The sequence below is a fragment of the Streptomyces sp. NPDC050433 genome, from assembly GCF_044458565.1.
In the GTDB taxonomy this organism is placed as follows: Bacteria; Actinomycetota; Actinomycetes; order Streptomycetales; family Streptomycetaceae; genus Streptomyces.
In genome coordinates this window covers 41270-55996 of sequence record NZ_JBITIB010000019.1, presented here as the reverse complement: position 1 = coordinate 55996, position 14727 = coordinate 41270, and the positions used below count along the sequence as shown (strand labels likewise).

11 protein-coding genes are annotated in these 14727 nt (G+C 70.1%); 4 read left to right on the top strand and 7 right to left on the bottom strand.

Features of this window, described 5'->3' with window-relative positions:
- Nucleotides 1-32: 32 nt before the first annotated feature.
- From ACIBLA_RS23170 to ACIBLA_RS23160, 3 genes are read right to left on the bottom strand one after another with little or no spacing between them, the layout of a single operon-like run.
- The gene (locus tag ACIBLA_RS23170; RefSeq protein WP_399199704.1) at nucleotides 33-2132 is read right to left on the bottom strand and encodes a PQQ-binding-like beta-propeller repeat protein; all 2100 of its coding nucleotides are present in this window, start codon (nucleotides 2130-2132) and stop codon (nucleotides 33-35) included.
- 38 nt (nucleotides 2133-2170) lie between these two features.
- Nucleotides 2171-4399: a PQQ-binding-like beta-propeller repeat protein gene (locus ACIBLA_RS23165; RefSeq protein ID WP_399199703.1), complete on the bottom strand. Its 2229-nt coding sequence runs from the start codon at nucleotides 4397-4399 to the stop codon at nucleotides 2171-2173.
- Between the two features lie 4 nt (nucleotides 4400-4403).
- Nucleotides 4404-5330: a serine/threonine protein kinase gene (locus ACIBLA_RS23160; protein WP_399199702.1), complete on the bottom strand. Its 927-nt coding sequence runs from the start codon at nucleotides 5328-5330 to the stop codon at nucleotides 4404-4406.
- A gap of 187 nt (nucleotides 5331-5517) precedes the next feature.
- Here ACIBLA_RS23160 and ACIBLA_RS23155 point away from each other — a divergent pair, with 187 nt between their 5' ends.
- The 3 genes from ACIBLA_RS23155 (at nucleotide 5518) to ACIBLA_RS23145 (ending at nucleotide 8872) form a co-directional block, all read left to right on the top strand.
- Entirely contained in the window at nucleotides 5518-6768 is a 1251-nt protein-coding gene (locus tag ACIBLA_RS23155) for a Clp protease N-terminal domain-containing protein (protein ID WP_399199701.1), read from the top strand.
- A gap of 69 nt (nucleotides 6769-6837) precedes the next feature.
- Nucleotides 6838-8223, top strand: a complete 1386-nt coding sequence (locus ACIBLA_RS23150) for a sensor histidine kinase (protein WP_399199700.1) — start codon at nucleotides 6838-6840, stop codon at nucleotides 8221-8223.
- Between the two features lie 4 nt (nucleotides 8224-8227).
- Nucleotides 8228-8872, top strand: a complete 645-nt coding sequence (locus ACIBLA_RS23145; protein ID WP_363240445.1) for a response regulator transcription factor — start codon at nucleotides 8228-8230, stop codon at nucleotides 8870-8872.
- 113 nt (nucleotides 8873-8985) lie between these two features.
- On the opposite strand, the gene ACIBLA_RS23140 is transcribed toward ACIBLA_RS23145, so the two are convergent.
- From ACIBLA_RS23140 to ACIBLA_RS23125, 4 genes are all read right to left on the bottom strand, one after another.
- Complete coding sequence (locus ACIBLA_RS23140) at nucleotides 8986-9795, bottom strand: SAM-dependent methyltransferase (RefSeq protein ID WP_399199699.1); 810 nt, start codon at nucleotides 9793-9795, stop codon at nucleotides 8986-8988.
- 88 nt (nucleotides 9796-9883) lie between these two features.
- Nucleotides 9884-11536 (bottom strand): SpoIIE family protein phosphatase, encoded by a 1653-nt coding sequence (locus tag ACIBLA_RS23135; protein ID WP_399199698.1) that lies wholly within the window; start codon nucleotides 11534-11536, stop codon nucleotides 9884-9886.
- Between the two features lie 298 nt (nucleotides 11537-11834).
- Nucleotides 11835-12611 carry an IclR family transcriptional regulator gene (locus ACIBLA_RS23130; protein WP_399199779.1) on the bottom strand — a complete coding sequence of 259 codons (777 nt, stop codon included), beginning with the start codon at nucleotides 12609-12611 and terminating at the stop codon, nucleotides 11835-11837.
- A gap of 151 nt (nucleotides 12612-12762) precedes the next feature.
- Nucleotides 12763-13572: a nucleoside phosphorylase gene (locus tag ACIBLA_RS23125; protein ID WP_363240442.1), complete on the bottom strand. Its 810-nt coding sequence runs from the start codon at nucleotides 13570-13572 to the stop codon at nucleotides 12763-12765.
- 404 nt (nucleotides 13573-13976) lie between these two features.
- Between ACIBLA_RS23125 and ACIBLA_RS23120 the strand changes: the two genes are divergently transcribed.
- Nucleotides 13977-14726: an ABC transporter ATP-binding protein gene (locus tag ACIBLA_RS23120; protein ID WP_363240441.1), complete on the top strand. Its 750-nt coding sequence runs from the start codon at nucleotides 13977-13979 to the stop codon at nucleotides 14724-14726.
- Nucleotide 14727: the final 1 nt, after the last annotated feature.

Genomic DNA, 14727 nt, shown 5'->3' with positions numbered 1-14727 from the left:
GGCACCGGCGCCTCCGGGCAGTGAGCGTGCGTTCAGAACACCGGCAGGGCGACGACCGAGCCCTTGTGAAGCAGGAATACCCGGTTGCCCGCGGCGGCCATGTGCCAGGAACCCTCGGACTCGGGTTCGTAGGTCCACATGAGTCGGCCGTCCGATTCGTCGCCCGGGAAGTTGCCGAAGGCCGATACGCCTGACGAGGTGCCCCCCTCGCCGATCCAGACGGTGTTGCCCTGGACGACCGGTGGAGTGCGGGACGGGAGAGTGCCGTCCGGCCACGAGATCCGGCCCCCGGTGCCCGACGCCTTGTCGACCCGGTAGAGCTTGCTGTCGTCGATGGCGGCGATGGTGTCGTCGGTTATCGCGGGAGAGCCCCACCCGTCCCGATCGGGGTTCAGCGACTGCGAAGCCGCGGACCAGACCTCCTCGCCGCTCTGCGGATCGAGTGCCAAGAGCGACTTCCCGCCGACGTAGACGAATCGTTCATCGACGGCGGGGGTCAGCGCCGTACTGGCGTGGCCGCCCAACTGCCAGGCGTTGTCGCCGTCGGCGGAGTCGAGGGCGAAGTAGTGCCCCTCCGCCGTGCAGACGACCACTCGGCCGTGTCCGGCACTGGCCACGGCCGCGGGGTCGATCACAGCACCCGCGGGGGCCCCCGCGGTCCAGCGGACCTTGTGGGCCTCGGTGTCGACCGCGGCCACCTCGTCGTTCTGCGTCAGCACGTACACGAGCGTCGCGTCGGGTGCGGTGGCCAGTAGTTTGGCCGCCTTCGCCGGGGCACTCCACAACTGCTCACCGGTGGACGCGTCGATGCCGAGGACGTTGCCCTCGGCATCGGCTGTGACGAACTGCTCGGCCGTCAGCCGCAGGAAGCCTGCGGACGGTGACACCTGCGGAAGGGTCCACTTCTGTCGGCCATCGGTCACCTTGTGCGCCGTAAGTCCTCCTGACGGACCGGCGAACATGACGACGTCCCGTACCGGCAACAGCATGAACGCGCTCGGAGCGGCCGCCTTCAGCGGCCCCCACAGCGGCCTCGGCGGCGACCCCGCCTCGTACTCGCCGGAAGTGAGCAGCTCGGCCGGCGCGGCGTCTGCGGCTGCGGGCAGATCGGGCCCTCTGGTCAGCCACCAGGCCGTCGCGCCTCCTCCCAGTGCCAGTACCGCTCCGCCGGTGGCGAGCGAAGCGAGGAGGCGCCGCCGAGACGGCTTCGCCCCTGAACCTTTCGCGCTCGGAGCAGTGGTGGCGGCCAGAGTGGTGAGCTGGTCAGTCCGGGTTTCGTACTCCTTGATCTGCTTGCCGAGAACGCCTTGTTTCCACAACCGGTGTGCGCCGCGCGGGGGTGCGAATGCCTGGATGACCGCCGCGGGGTGGGGACGGTGGGCGGGCTCTTTGGCCAGGCAGGGGGCGATGAGAGGGCGGAGCGTTTGCGGCACGCCGTCGAGGGCGGGGCTTCCGTGCACCACTTCGTACTGCACCGCCGCGGCATGCGCACCTTCGTACGCTTGCCGGCCACTTGCCGCGTACACCAGTACCGCACCGAGGGAGAACACGTCGGCCGACGGGCCGACGCGCTGGCCCAGTATCTGCTCAGGTGCCCCGTATCCGGGGGTGGCCGGAGCCTGGCCCGTGGTGGTGAGGGTGAGGCCGTGCTCGGGGCGTGCGATGCCGAAGTCGATGATGCGGGGGCCCGAGGAAGTGAGCACGATATTGGCCGGCTTGAGGTCGCGGTGGATCAGCCCCGCCGCGTGGATCTCCCGCAGTGTCGATGCCAGGGCGCCGGCCAGCGCGCGCACGCCGGCGTCGTCCAGCGGTCCGTGGCCGGTGATCGCCTGCTCCAGAGTCGGCCCCGACAGGTACTCGGTGGCGATCCAGGGGCGCCCGCCCTCGGTGTGCGAGCCGACGACGCGTGCCACACCGGTGCTGGTCACGGCCTGTGCGGTCTGGGCCTCACGCAGGAATCGCTGGGCGAGGTTGCGGTCGTGCGCGAGTTCGGGACGCAGTACCTTGACGGCCGCGAGGCTGCCGGAACTGTCGTGCCCCACGTACACCTTGCCCATGCCGCCCTCGCCGAGCACTCCGGCGATGCGGTACGGCCCAAGCCTGATCGGGTCGCCGAAACTCAGAGGTTGCATGGTGTCTGCCGAGCCCTTCGTGGGATGAGGCGGGGAGCCTACGAGGAGGCATGGTCCGAGGGCTCCAGCGGTAGAGCGACCATGGGTCCTTCGCCGACGCCGATGAGCAGTCCCGCCGTCATCAGGGCGGTGAACCTGTCGAGAGGCTCCGGGTGGAGCCAGGCGGTTTCGTGGGTCCGGAGATCGATCGCGCGCAGCCCCGCGGCGGAGTGTTTGTAGATGTACTTGTCGCCGACGCTGGGGGCCACTTTCAGCTCGTGGCCGGACGACACGGGATTCTTCTCCCGCCACAGGAGTGCGCCGGTGTCCGCGCTGATGGCCACGAGCCCCCGCGCTCCCGCGGCCCCTGCCTCTCCGGCCTCTCCCGCCGCTTCCACCACGTAGACGACTCCGTCCTTCACCGTGGGAGGCCCGTACCCGGTCACGTCCGCTCCCTGGTAGCTCCAGGCTTCCTCGCCGTCGGTCGTGCGCCGTGCCCGCACCGCGTCCGACGAGGTGTAGAGGTGTTTGCCGTCCACGGCGACGGGACTGCGGGCGGCGTCGTCCGCGTTGAGGTCGAGGGGTGCCCGCCAGACGCCGGTTCCGGTGCGCGTGTCGCAGACGAGTACGTCGACCCCGCCCGATTCCGTACGGAAGAAGAGGACCAGGCTTGAGCCGACCGCGCGCACGCCGGTCACCCACGGGTAATCCTCGGGCACCGGCTCGTCCAGGATCAGCTCAGTGAGCTTCTTGCCCGTCGAGAGTGAGAAGGAGGCGATGAGCCAGCCTCGTTCGGGACCGATGCCGCTGGACTCGTCGGTGTCTTCCTTCCGCACCCGCGCCGTGAGCAGCCAAGCGGCGTCACCGCTGACACAGAGAAGCTGATTTCCCACCAGCTTCCCGTTGTACGCCTTCTCGGTGACGGCCGGATCCATCAGAGCTCCGTCGTCGAGGTCGATCTGCGCGATGCGCAGTCCTTCCCTCGGGGACAGTGAGTAGTCCACCGCGAAGAGGTTCTCTCCGTCTGTGGCCACGTCCCAGGAACTCAGCACCTGGTTTTCGGACCAGAGACTCCTCCCGCTCGACGCCTCGACGGCGCTCATTCCGTCCCTGGTGGTCACGATCAACTTGTCGCCCACCACCAGAGGCCGTCCCAGCTCCGCCGGTGACGCCGTCGCGATGCTTCTCCGCCACAGAGCAGCGGGAGCCTTGCCCGAGCCGGTGGACTCCGACGTGTCCGAGTTCCGCTCTCTCGTCGATGCCCACACACCCGCGCCGATCCCTGTCGTCGCGAGCAGCGCACCGCCGCTGATGGTGAAGAGCTTGCGGCGGCTCAGGCCGGGTGCGGTGGTGACCGGCACGGTCTCGGCCGTCGCGTGATCCGAGGGGACGGGCAGCCGCTCCGGCCGGTGTTGCCAGACCTCCGAAGCCCGCCGGGCTATGTCTGCCAGGAGTGCATCGGGCAGATGGTCGGCGAAGTGGCCCTGACCGCTGTGGAGTTGGCCGGCGAGGTCGTGGGTGGTGGGCCGCCGGTCCGGGTCTTTGGCCAGGCAGGCGCCGAGGATCGGGATCAGGGCCTGGGGGAGGCCGGTGAGGTCCGGGTCGGCGTAGCGGACGCGGTAGAGGAGGTCCGCCGCCTGCCCGGTGCCGAAGGGACCGTGGCCGGTGGCGGCATAGAGAAGAACGCCGGCGAGGGCGAACACATCGCCCGTGGGTGTGTGTTCCTGGCCTATGGCCTGCTCGGGGGACATGAAAGCAGGGGTTCCGGCAGCCGCTCCGGCGCGTGTGAGGTGGTCGTCGCCGGAGGCGCGGGCGATGCCGAAGTCGATGATCTTCGGGCCGTAGGCGGTGACCATCACGTTCGAGGGCTTCAGATCGCGGTGGACGACGTCAGAGGCGTGGAGTTGGGCGAGGGCTCCGGCGAGTGCGGCGCCCAGGGCGCGTACGGACACCTCCGGCAGGGGGCCGCAGAGGTCGATGGCGTCGTCGAGGGGCGGGCCGAGGACGTATTCGGTGGCGAGCCACGGGGTGGGCGCCAGGGGGTCGGCATCGACGACGGAAGCACCGTGGTGGCCGCCGATGACGCGGGCCGCGTCCGTCTCCAGGCGGAAGCGGGTGCGCGATGCCGGGTCGGTCGCGATGGACGGGTGCATGGTCTTCAGCGCGACGGTTCGGCCGCCCGCCGAACGAGCCAGGTAGACGGTTCCCATGCCGCCGTGGCCCAGCCGCGCGAGCAGCCGAAAGCCCGCCAGCCCGGCCGGATCGTCATGGGTCAGAGGGGAGAGCATCGCGTCAGATCCTGGCTGTCTGTGAGATCGGAGTACGGACTTCCGTGGCGAGGACCTCCGAGGACTGCCGTGCCATGGCCGCGACCACCCGGCTCGGCAGCCAGCCCGGTACCGGCAGCGCACCGGCCGGATCCAGGACCGTCGCCATGGGGGTGGACGACTCTCCGGACAGCGCGCGCAGCACCTCGGGCGCGGTCGGACGGGTGGCGGCGTCGCGCGTCAGGCAGCGCGCGACCAACGCCCTGAGCGGCTCGGGTAGTTCCGCGGAGTCGGGGACCGAGTGGCCGGTCGCCGCGTATGCGAGAACCGCGCCCAGTCCGTAGATGTCGCCGGCCGGCCGGGGCCGCCCGCCCGATGCCTGCTCGGGGGCCAGGCTGCCAGGATCGAGACAGGGCAGGCCGGTGCGCCGCTCGCCGTCCGGGGCCGCCGCGCGGACCGCGCCGAAGCAGGTCAGCCGCGGTCCGTCCCAGGCGAGGAGCACAGAGGCGGGGGACAGGCCGGCGTGCGTGATGCCGATGGCGTGCGCACCCGTAAGGGTCTCAGCCAGGGCGGTGCCCAGGACTCGGACTGTGCGCTCGGGCAGCGGGCCGCCGTGTACGGCGAGCGCAACCGGCAGCGGGAGTACGGGAAGGTACGGAGAGGCGTACCAGGGGGTCTCGGACGGGGCGGCGATCTCGGCGACGGGCAGTACCCACGGGCCGAGGAGCCGGCAGCCGGCCTCGGCCTCGACGAGGAAGCGCCCCGGATCGGCGCCGTCGAGTGGCGTGCTGATGAGTACGGTACGGTCACCGTCCGCGCTGCGACCGATGAACCGGCGTACGGGGACCGGTAGTTGGCCGGGGCCACTCGGGTCGAGACGGGTGACGAGGTGGTACGGGCCGATCCGCTGCGACCCGTCCGGGCGTGAGGGTTCTGTGTGTGCTCGTTCCATCTGTGCATCTCCCCAGCCAGGACAGCGGCCTGGTGAGACTACCTGCGTGACGGCGCGGGCCGACAGGAGGGTCGGGCGGCGAGGTCCGGCCGTTCGGACCGGAAGCGTGGAAGGTCGGCCGACGCGGTGCCGGAGAACGCGGGCTAGCGTTCTTGTCGGTTGGTAACACCAGGGAGAGGACGACCCGATGGATCAGCGAACTTCCGACCGCAACGCCGGCATGACCGCCGAGTTCGAGAGCGATGTCGTCAAGCTGTTGCTGGAGACGATGAGCAACGTGGCCAAGCAGGGACGCGAGGACGTCGGTACGGAAAGCGTGCTGGCCGCGCTCGTGTCGGACGACTGGACCGCGGGTTCCGCGATCGCCCCCGGGATGAGGGCCTCCGGATCGCTCAGCGGTTCGATCGGAGCCCGTGGAACATCCGTGTGGGTCAGCGACGACACGGGTGACGGCGCAACGGGAGCCCCGGACGACGAGCGGGAGATCGACTCCGTCTGGCGGGAGGTCCGGCAGGACTGGGCCAAGAAGCTGCGCTGGAAGAATCGAAAGCATCAGCAGAATCAGCAGAATCAGCAGAAGGGGAAGGAGGAGCAGGAAAGTGTTGAACTCCCGCCGATGACGGGTGCGTTGCGGACCTCTCTGCGCAATGCGCTGGAGACCGCAAGGGCGGAGGGCAGTGTTTCGGTACGCGTCCGCCATGTGGCGCACGCACTGGTCGAGTTGCCCGGTACCCGTGCCCGCGAGGCCATGGTCGTGGAAAAGCTGGACGTCTCCGCCGCCTCGGCCGCGCTCGACGCGTTGCGGGGCAGCGACACCACGCCGGAGCCGGGCTCGGTGTTGATGCTGCGCAAGTCGGGGACGTTCGGGAAGAGCGGCAATCCGCTGACCCGCAAGCTCAGCGCCTGGGTGTTCGGCGGCGGCGCGGGGTTCGGCTCCGCGGTCGTGAGCGCGGTGCGCGCGGAGGCGCTACGGGGCGCGGTGCGGCGCGGGGCGTCGGCGCAGGAGCCCGTCGATGTACTGCTCGGCATCCTGGCGCTGGACCGGTCGTTGACCGTCGCGGAACGTGAACTGCCCGAGAAGCTGACAGGCGCGAACCAGGGGGCGGAACTACTGCGCCGACACGGTGCACGGCAGGATGCTGTCGCCGGAGTCCTGTTCTCTTCCACCGGGGCCGCGGAGGAGGAGCTCCCGGTGGTCGACGGCACCGGCGACCGCGACCGACGGCTCCTGCACGTAACGCAGTTCACCGCTTCCTCCCAGGGCTCGCCCACGGTCGGCACGACCCACCTGCTGGCCGCCCTGCTGGACGAGACCGGGACGGACGCGGAGTCCGCGGCGGAGATCGAGCGTGTACTGACCGAGAGCGGGGTGGACGTCGCCGCGCTGCGGGCGGAGCCGGAGCTCCGGGTCCCGGGAGGCGCGGCACGAGCTGCCTGAGGCCGCACAGGTTCGCCAACGCGTATGACGAGTAGAGCCGTTGAGAACGGCACCCACACGGAGGGAACCATGAGCCCGGCAGTGCGACCGTGGAGGCGGGTGCGCCGCGAGGCCGCCGCGATCCGGGACGCGGTGCGCGCCGCGCCCCGGCGGACCGTCGTCACGGAGTCCGTACTCGTCGGCCTGGTCCTGCTGTGCTCGCTGACGCCGATTTCGCTGATACCGCCGGCCCACCCGGTCCCAACGGCCCTCCTGGGGGTGTGGGTGGCGCTGCTCGTGCCCGCGCGGCGGGTGTACCCGGCTCTGACGATCCTGTGCTGCGTGCCCGTCGTCGCCGGGGAGAACGTGTGGGCGACAGTGGTGGCGCCGTGCGTCGTGTGGTCCGCTGCGCGCCGGATCGCCCCAGCACGGCGCGCCTGGTGGGTGGTCGGGGCGAGCGCCGCCGGCTCCGTACTCGCGTCGGTTGCCGCCCAGTCGCTCAGCGGGCTCCCGACGATGCCGTACCTGGCCGCCGGCGCCGCCGTGAGCGCGCTGTTCATCCTGCTGCCCGCGCTGTCCGGCCTGATGCTGGGGCGTCGCCGTCCGCTGACCGGGCTGCTGCGGGAACGCAATGCCTACCTCGAACATGCCCGCTTGCTCACCGACGAGGCGGCCCGCATGGAGGAACGGGCGCGCATCGCCGCCGAGATGCACGATCTGCTCGGCCACCGCATCGGCCTCATATCGATGCACGCCGGAGCCCTCCAACTCGCCGCCGAACGACAGGCGCCCCCGCTGGCCGCCCAGGCCGAACTCCTGCACACCACCGCGGGAACAGCCATGGAAGAGCTGCGCGGCATCCTCGGCGTCCTTCGCCACCAGCCCTGCGAGGAGACCGGCGAGCGAGGAACCCGCGAGGATCTCTCGGCCCTCGTCGCGGACTCCCGGAGCGCGGGAGCCGACGCCGAACTGCACTGGAACGCGACCCGGCCCGCGGACGCGGACGCCCGCACCCGGCAGGCCGTCCACCGTGTCACCCGCGAAGGGCTCGCCAACGCGCTGAAGCACGCGTCCGGCGCGCCTGTCCGCGTGACGTACCACGACGAGGGGGACATGGTGGTGGTCGCCGTCGTCAACGATGCCCCGCCGGTGCCCCGTCCGACCGGGGACGGGAACCGCAGCGGACTCGTCGGCCTCCGGGAAAGGGTCGGCCTGCTCGGTGGCGCCCTCGACGCCGGACCGCGTCCGGAGGGCGGCTTCGCCCTCTCCGCCCGGATACCCGCCCGGCCCTCCGTGCCGCCCGTGTACGCCAATTCGTCCGAGCCGGTGTCCGGCGGGGCGGGCTCCCAGCCCCCGCTGTCCACGGAGGTCCTCACGTGGCCCCGCCTCCTGGGCGGGGGCTGCGCGGCGATGCTGGTGCTGCTGCCGACGGCCGGCGGCGCCCTCGCCCTGCTGATCATGCAGGTTCTAGACTGAACCGATGATCCGTGTGCTGATCGCCGACGACGAGGCGCTGATGCGCGCCGGGATCCGGCTGATCCTGGAGAACGACGACGAGATCCGTATCGTGGCCGAGGCGCAGGACGCCCGTGAGGCCGTCGAAGCCTGCCGCGCACACCCCGTCGACGTCGCCCTCCTCGACATCCGCATGCCCGGCGACGGCATCACCGGCGCCGCCGAGATCGCCCGCCACTCGCCCCGCACCCGGGTGGTGATGCTGACGGCCTTCGGCGAGGAACCGAGCGTCACCCGTGCCCTGCGCGCCGGAGCTCACGGCTACCTCCTCAAGGACACCGGCCCCCGCGACCTCATCGACGCCGTACGCCGCGCCGCCACCGGGCAACCTGTCCTCGCCCCGCAGGTCACCCGCCAACTCATCGACTTCCGGACCCGGTCGGGCCTCAACAGCGACGCCGCGTCCCGTCGGATCGCGGACCTGACGCCGACCGAACGGGACGTCCTCCGGCTGCTGGGCACCGGCCTCTCCAACGCCGGAATCGCCGCACAGCTCCACCTGAGCTCCGGCACGGTCAAGGCCCACATCAGCAACATCCTCACCCGCACCGACTGCACCAACCGCGTCCAAGCGGCGGTGCTGGCACAGGAGGCGGGGCTGCACGACTGACTCCGGGACGCTTCCGGAGGTAGTTGCGGGGCGGGGCTGAATTCGCGAGTTCTTCTTCTACGACCTGCGGCCCACGGCCAATACGCCGGCGGCTGACACCGGCGCAGATCGCGTCACGGCTTTCTGGCAACCGCCCCGTACATGGCGATGTCGCGGCCGTCGATGCCGGCCTGTTCGGGGCCAGGGTGCCAGGTGTGCACCTGGGTGACTCCTGGCTCCTCCAGTTCCAGTCCCTCGAAGAACGATGTGGCGGTGGGGAGATCGCGTAGTGCCATGGGCATGTTCTGCTGCCGGTATTCCTCTGCCACCCGGTTGACTTCCTCGGGTGCGAAGTCGGCGGTGCCGATGGTCATCGCCAGATAGCTGCCGGACGGCAGCGGTTCCAGCAGCCGCTTGATCAGGCGCCGGTCGTCCGGAGGCAGGATGAAGTGCAGGATGCCGATCACCATCAGGCCGACGGGCCGGTTCAGATCGATGAGGTCACGGAACTCGGGGCTGTCCAGAATGGTGTCGGGGTGGTGCATGTCGGCGTCCACATACGCGGTGGCCCCTTCGGCTGAGCTCTGCAGCAGGGCGCGGGCGTGGGCGAGGACGACGGGGTCGTTGTCGACGTAGACCACACGTGATTCCGGCGCCACCTCCTGCACGACCTCATGGAGGTTGGGCGAGGTCGGCAGACCGGTCCCGACGTCGAGGAACTGGCGGATGCCCCGCTCCTCGGCAAGGAAGCGGCCGGCGCGGTGCATGAATCGGCGGTTTTCCCTCATGTGGACGGGCAGGGCGGGCCAGTGCCGGCACATGGCGTCCCCCGCTTCGACATCAACGGGATAGTGATCCTTGCCGCCCAGGATGTAGTCGTACACGCGGGCGGAGTGGGCGCGCGAAGTGGCAAGTCCGCTCTGTCGGTCGTGCGGAGCATTCATGCGGCGCCTCTTTCGGTCAAGGACGGCTCGCTAAAGGTATAAACGTGATGTTCCGGGCGCAAGCGAAGGCCCACGGTACGGCGGGGTCTCACCGCTCCCTCCGGGCTTGCAGGGCGATGACGGCGATGTCGTCCCAGCGGTTCTGGACGGGCGGCAGGAGCCCTCGGATCAGGGTCAGCTGGGGTACCCCCTTTCGGACCAGTGCGTCGGTGTTCTCACGCAGGCGCCGGAGACCGTCACCGATGTCCGTGCCTGGCACCTCCACGAGTCCGTCGGTGTAGAGCACCAAGGTGTCGCCCTCCCGGATGACCGCGTGGAGGTCGGTACGGGGGAGGGCCTCGCCGACGCACAGCGGTGGGTCCGAGGCCGTGAGGTCGTGCAGGTACCGCGATGGCGCGTCGGCCGGGATCAGCAGGGGTGGCGGGTGGCCGGCGTTGGACAGAGCGATGTGCCAGGCATCGTCCGCCTGCCGGTGCAGGACCGCGTGCACCGCCGTGACCATCGACGGGCTGTCGAGCGCCTGCACGATGCGGTCGAGCCGGCTCAAGGTGGCCGCGGGGCTGGCGGCCGGTCCACTGTCGTAGGCGAGTCCCCTCAGCATGCTGTTGACACGCCCCATCGCGGTGGCCGCGTCCACGTCGTGACCTGCGATGTCGCCGATGGACAGGGCGAGTGAGTCGGCCGAGAGTCTGACGGCGTCGTACCAGTCCCCGCCGACCTCGGCGGCCGAGTCGGCCGGATGGTAGAGCGCCGTGATGACGAGACCTTCGACGGACGGCGGGACGGCCAGGAAGGACTGCTGAAGTACGAGGGCCGTATCGCGGATGCTCTGCAATTCCATCGTCCGGCGCAGGGGCCCGCTCATCTGCTGGAAGACGTCCTGCAGCAGGTACAGGTCGGCCTCGTCCGAGGGTGGGTTACCCCGGCAGGTCGCTGTGGTCGCCAGCGCGACGGTCCGGCCGTCCACCACGACGGGCAGCAGGGCCACGCTCGTCGCGTCGGCCTTCCGCAGCCACCGGACGGAGACCTTGGAAAGACTGTCTTGGGGCGGCCCTCCGGGCGGGAAGGTCAGCAGCCCTGCCTCCTGGCTCTCGATGGCCTCTTGTGCGGCCGGCCCCAGCAAGAAGTCCGCGTCCAGCGGATGGATGGGAGGCAGTCCGGGGGCCAGCCCCACCCGCTCCGTCGACGCCGCGGCCGGTACGCCCTCGGAAGTCCGAAAAGCAGCTTCGGCGTCGCTCTGTACGTGGAAGACAGCGACGGCGTCGGCAAGTTCAGGTACGACGGCTGCCGCAGTGGTCAGAAAAGCCTCGGACAGGTTGTGCGCGGCCGGTACCGGTGCCATACGGGCCAGCAGCTTCTCCCGCATGCGGGTGCGCCAGTGGTCCTCGGCATCGGTGGCGGTACCGACCCATTCCAGTTCCCCGCTCCCGTCCAGGACAGGTGCAGCGATGATCTTGATGTGGCGGAAACGGTCGGGGGCTTCCTCAAGCCGTACTCGTACGATCGTGTCGAGGGGGGACCGCTGCTGATTGGCCTTGCGCCACGCCCGCTGGAACCAGTCCCGGTCCTTCGGATGCACCGCATCCATCCATGAGCTCTCATCGTCGGGGTGCCACAGCCTCTCCGGCATCCCGACGCCCAGCAACAGAGTGACGACCCCGTCGGCCGACATCACCCAGACCGACTGCGGCACGGCGCCCAGGAGCGCTTCGTACCGTCTGAGGAGAGATCCTTCATTCACCGACCCTCCCCCGCTGCGGGGCCGACGACCGCGCGGAGCCGCCTTGATCGGCGGCCTTCTCGGCCCCGGACCCGCCGGACAGGACCCGTCACGGACACGGCTGCCTCCGTCACCGCCTCCTCGAAGCCCTGTAGGCCCGGCTCCGCACCGAACACCAGAGGATCACCTCTCATGCTCCGATCATCCCTCGCATGCGGGACAACAGCACGCTCTGACCCTTCGCGCGCTGGACTTCGTCCGGGAGGTCGACGAAGACGTCGACGTCGCGTGTGTCCGTGGCCGGGGGTGGTTGTCGGACCTACCCGGCCGGTTCGGGTGAGGGGCGGAAGCGGGCGGGGGAGGCGGTGCCCGCGTAACCCTGTTCCATCGAGAGTGCGCGGGCGGCCCGCAGGGCCGTCTCGGTGGCGCGGGTGCGGGCCAGCGGGTCCCGCATTCGCTGGCCCGCGGCAGCGAGGGTGATGCTGGACGTGGTCTGGCCGGTGGACCCGAACACGGGGGCGGACACTGCCCAGACGTCGTCGTCCAGTTCGTTCTCGCACACGTCGAAACCCTGCATCCGCACCTGGACGAGATGGGCGGTCACATGCTCCTCCGTGTGCGGGGTGTCCGCGGTGTAGGCCGTCAACTCCTGTGCACGCAGCACCATGGCGACGGTCTCGGGTGTCTGGTACGCGAGGATGCTGCGTGCCGAGGCTGCCGCGTGCGGTGGCATGTCCTGGCCCACCCGAACGAACAGGCGGAGCGGGTGCACGCCCTCGACCAGGGCCACGCAGAGCAGGCGGGTGCCGGTCAGTTCGGTGAGGAACACCGTCTCGCCGCTTTCCCTGGCGGCCTCTTCCATGGGGCGCGGCGGGCTGACCGCCGTGCCCTGTGAGGCGACGGCCATCGTGGACAGCTCGGTGAAGGCCGGTCCGAGGAAGTAGCGGCGGTTGCTGGGGGAGCGGGTGACGTAGCGTTCTTCGACGAGCGCGGCCATCACCCGGTGCAGGCTGCCTATCGGGATGCCCAGCTCTTCGTGCAACTGTTGCAACGACATACCGCGCAACTGGGCCGCGATGACCCGCAGGATGCGCAGCGTTCTGGTGTAACTGTCGGTACTCAGCGGTCTGTCCGTTCGTTGAGGCCAAAGGACTACCGGGCGGGGACAGGGGGGCGTCGTCCTGGCACCGTCGTCACGCCCGCTCGTACGTGGCTCCGGTACTGATGTGCGGCTACCCGTGCCCTGTTCAGGACGTGACCGCGGTGTCCGCCTGCGGATCGTCGTCGTCCGAGAGTAGCGCCGCGGCGCCTACCGCCACCCGCAGCATGGCGAGTTGGGCGGGACGGTAGTCCTCCAGCCAGCCGTCGGTGGCACGGTTGGCGTGCGCGACCAGAACGGCGCCCGCTCGCACGCCGAGGGCCCCGGCCACCGCCAGCACCGTCTCGGTCTCCATCTCCAGTCCGTCGACGCCCAGTCCGCGCAGGACGTCCATCCTCGCGGCGGCACGTTCCTCGTGTCCGGGAAGCGGTCGTCCCTGCCCGAGGTAGTACGAGTCGACCGTGGCGACGGAGATCTCGGTGAGCGGTACGTGCAGGTCGCGTGCCGCACGCCGGAGGGCGGTCAGGACGGCCGGATGGGCCGCTGGTCCGGCCGGGTCGGCGGGATAGTGCGAGGCGGCGCCGCTGCCCGGCACCGCTCGGGTGGCCGCGCAGACGGTGCCCGGCGGTATGCGGCCGGTCAGGGCGCCCATGCCGCCGGTGCGCAGCACGGTCCTGACTCCGAGCCGGGCGAGTTCGACGACGGCGATCTCGGTGGAGGGGCCTCCGATGCCGGTCGAGCAGACCGCGATTCGCCTGCCGCCGGGTGCACGGCCGGTACCGATCCTGAACTCCCGGTTCTGGCCGAGGATGTGGAAGTCGTCGAGCACCTCGGCGGCCAGGTCGACCCGGGCGGGGTCTCCCGGGAGCAGACAGACCGGTGGGAGGGCTTCGGCGGCGTCGGCCGGGAGATGGGGCGGCGCCCCCCTGTGCCATGGATCCTGCGCGCTTCTCGCCATCGGCGACGACCTCCGTATGAGTTCCTGGATTCCACAGATGGAAATAGTGCGTGACGGGGGCGTAACTTTTCGCCATCTGAGTTGTGGTCATGCAGGCCCCTGTGCTGCGAAAAATCGAACCCGCATCACGGTATACACCGAATTGCGGGCCAGATCTAGGTCTTGACTGTGGCCGAAAAACCCTCCAACCTCTGAGCAGCGCAGTGGAAACGCCTTTTCCAGATACGGAAGCTGCGAGGTGGTGGTGTGCCGGTGCCCGGAACGATCCCGCTGGGCTCCGTACGGACACCGACCGCCGTGACTATTGAGGAGATCTTCATGCCACATCGCCCCACACACGCCGATGACAGGTGTCACCGCGGCGCGGGCGTCCCGGTCCGCACGACTCCGGGGGCGGGGTCCGCATGAACCCTCTCCTGTCGGTGCGAGGCGTCCACAAGACCTACACCGCCGCCAAGCGCTCGAAGGTGGTGGCTCTGGAGGACGTCGACCTGGACGTGGGCGAGGGCGAGATCGTCGCGCTCATCGGCCCCTCGGGGTGTGGCAAGTCGACGCTGCTGAGGATGATGGCCGGCCTGGACACGGACTTCGAAGGAGACCTGAGCTGGAGCGTCCCTCCGCGCCCGGGAAAGGACATCGGCTTTGTCTTCCAGGAGCCGGCGCTGCTTCCCTGGCGCACGGTGCGGCGCAATGTCTCCCTGGGTCTGGAGGCGCAGCGCGACACCTCGGAGCAGGGGCGCGAACAGGTGGCGACCCTGCTCGACCTGGTCGGACTCACCGACTTCGCCGACTCGTTCCCCAAGGAACTGTCCGGCGGCATGCGCCAGCGCACCGCCATCGCCCGGGCGTTGGCCTACAACCCCCGGATCCTGCTCATGGACGAGCCCTTCGGGGCGCTGGACGCGATCACCAGGGACCGGCTCCACGACGACCTGTTGCGCATCTGGGAAACGACCCACAAGACCATCGTCCTGGTCACCCACAGCGTCGAGGAAGCCACCTACCTCGCCGACCGCGTGGCCGTGATGTCGGCACGACCGGGCCGTATCAGGGCCGTCCACACCGTCCCCCTGAACCGTGACCGCACCCCTGAGACCAGGCAGTTGCCCGAATTCGCGAAGTTCGCCGGCATGCTCCGTCAGGAACTGGTGTGAG

Excerpts from the sequence above, each read along its gene's own strand:
- ACIBLA_RS23155 (WP_399199701.1), top strand. The coding sequence starts at position 5,518 with ATGGATCAGCGAACTTCCGACCGCAACGCCGGCATGACCGCCGAGTTC.
- ACIBLA_RS23150 (WP_399199700.1), top strand. The coding sequence starts at position 6,838 with ATGAGCCCGGCAGTGCGACCGTGGAGGCGGGTGCGCCGCGAGGCCGCC.
- ACIBLA_RS23160 (WP_399199702.1), bottom strand. The coding sequence starts at position 5,330 with ATGGAACGAGCACACACAGAACCCTCACGCCCGGACGGGTCGCAGCGG.
- ACIBLA_RS23165 (WP_399199703.1), bottom strand. The coding sequence starts at position 4,399 with ATGCTCTCCCCTCTGACCCATGACGATCCGGCCGGGCTGGCGGGCTTT.
- ACIBLA_RS23140 (WP_399199699.1), bottom strand. The coding sequence starts at position 9,795 with ATGAATGCTCCGCACGACCGACAGAGCGGACTTGCCACTTCGCGCGCC.
- ACIBLA_RS23170 (WP_399199704.1), bottom strand. The coding sequence starts at position 2,132 with ATGCAACCTCTGAGTTTCGGCGACCCGATCAGGCTTGGGCCGTACCGC.
- ACIBLA_RS23120 (WP_363240441.1), top strand. The coding sequence starts at position 13,977 with ATGAACCCTCTCCTGTCGGTGCGAGGCGTCCACAAGACCTACACCGCC.
- ACIBLA_RS23125 (WP_363240442.1), bottom strand. The coding sequence starts at position 13,572 with ATGGCGAGAAGCGCGCAGGATCCATGGCACAGGGGGGCGCCGCCCCAT.
- ACIBLA_RS23145 (WP_363240445.1), top strand. The coding sequence starts at position 8,228 with ATGATCCGTGTGCTGATCGCCGACGACGAGGCGCTGATGCGCGCCGGG.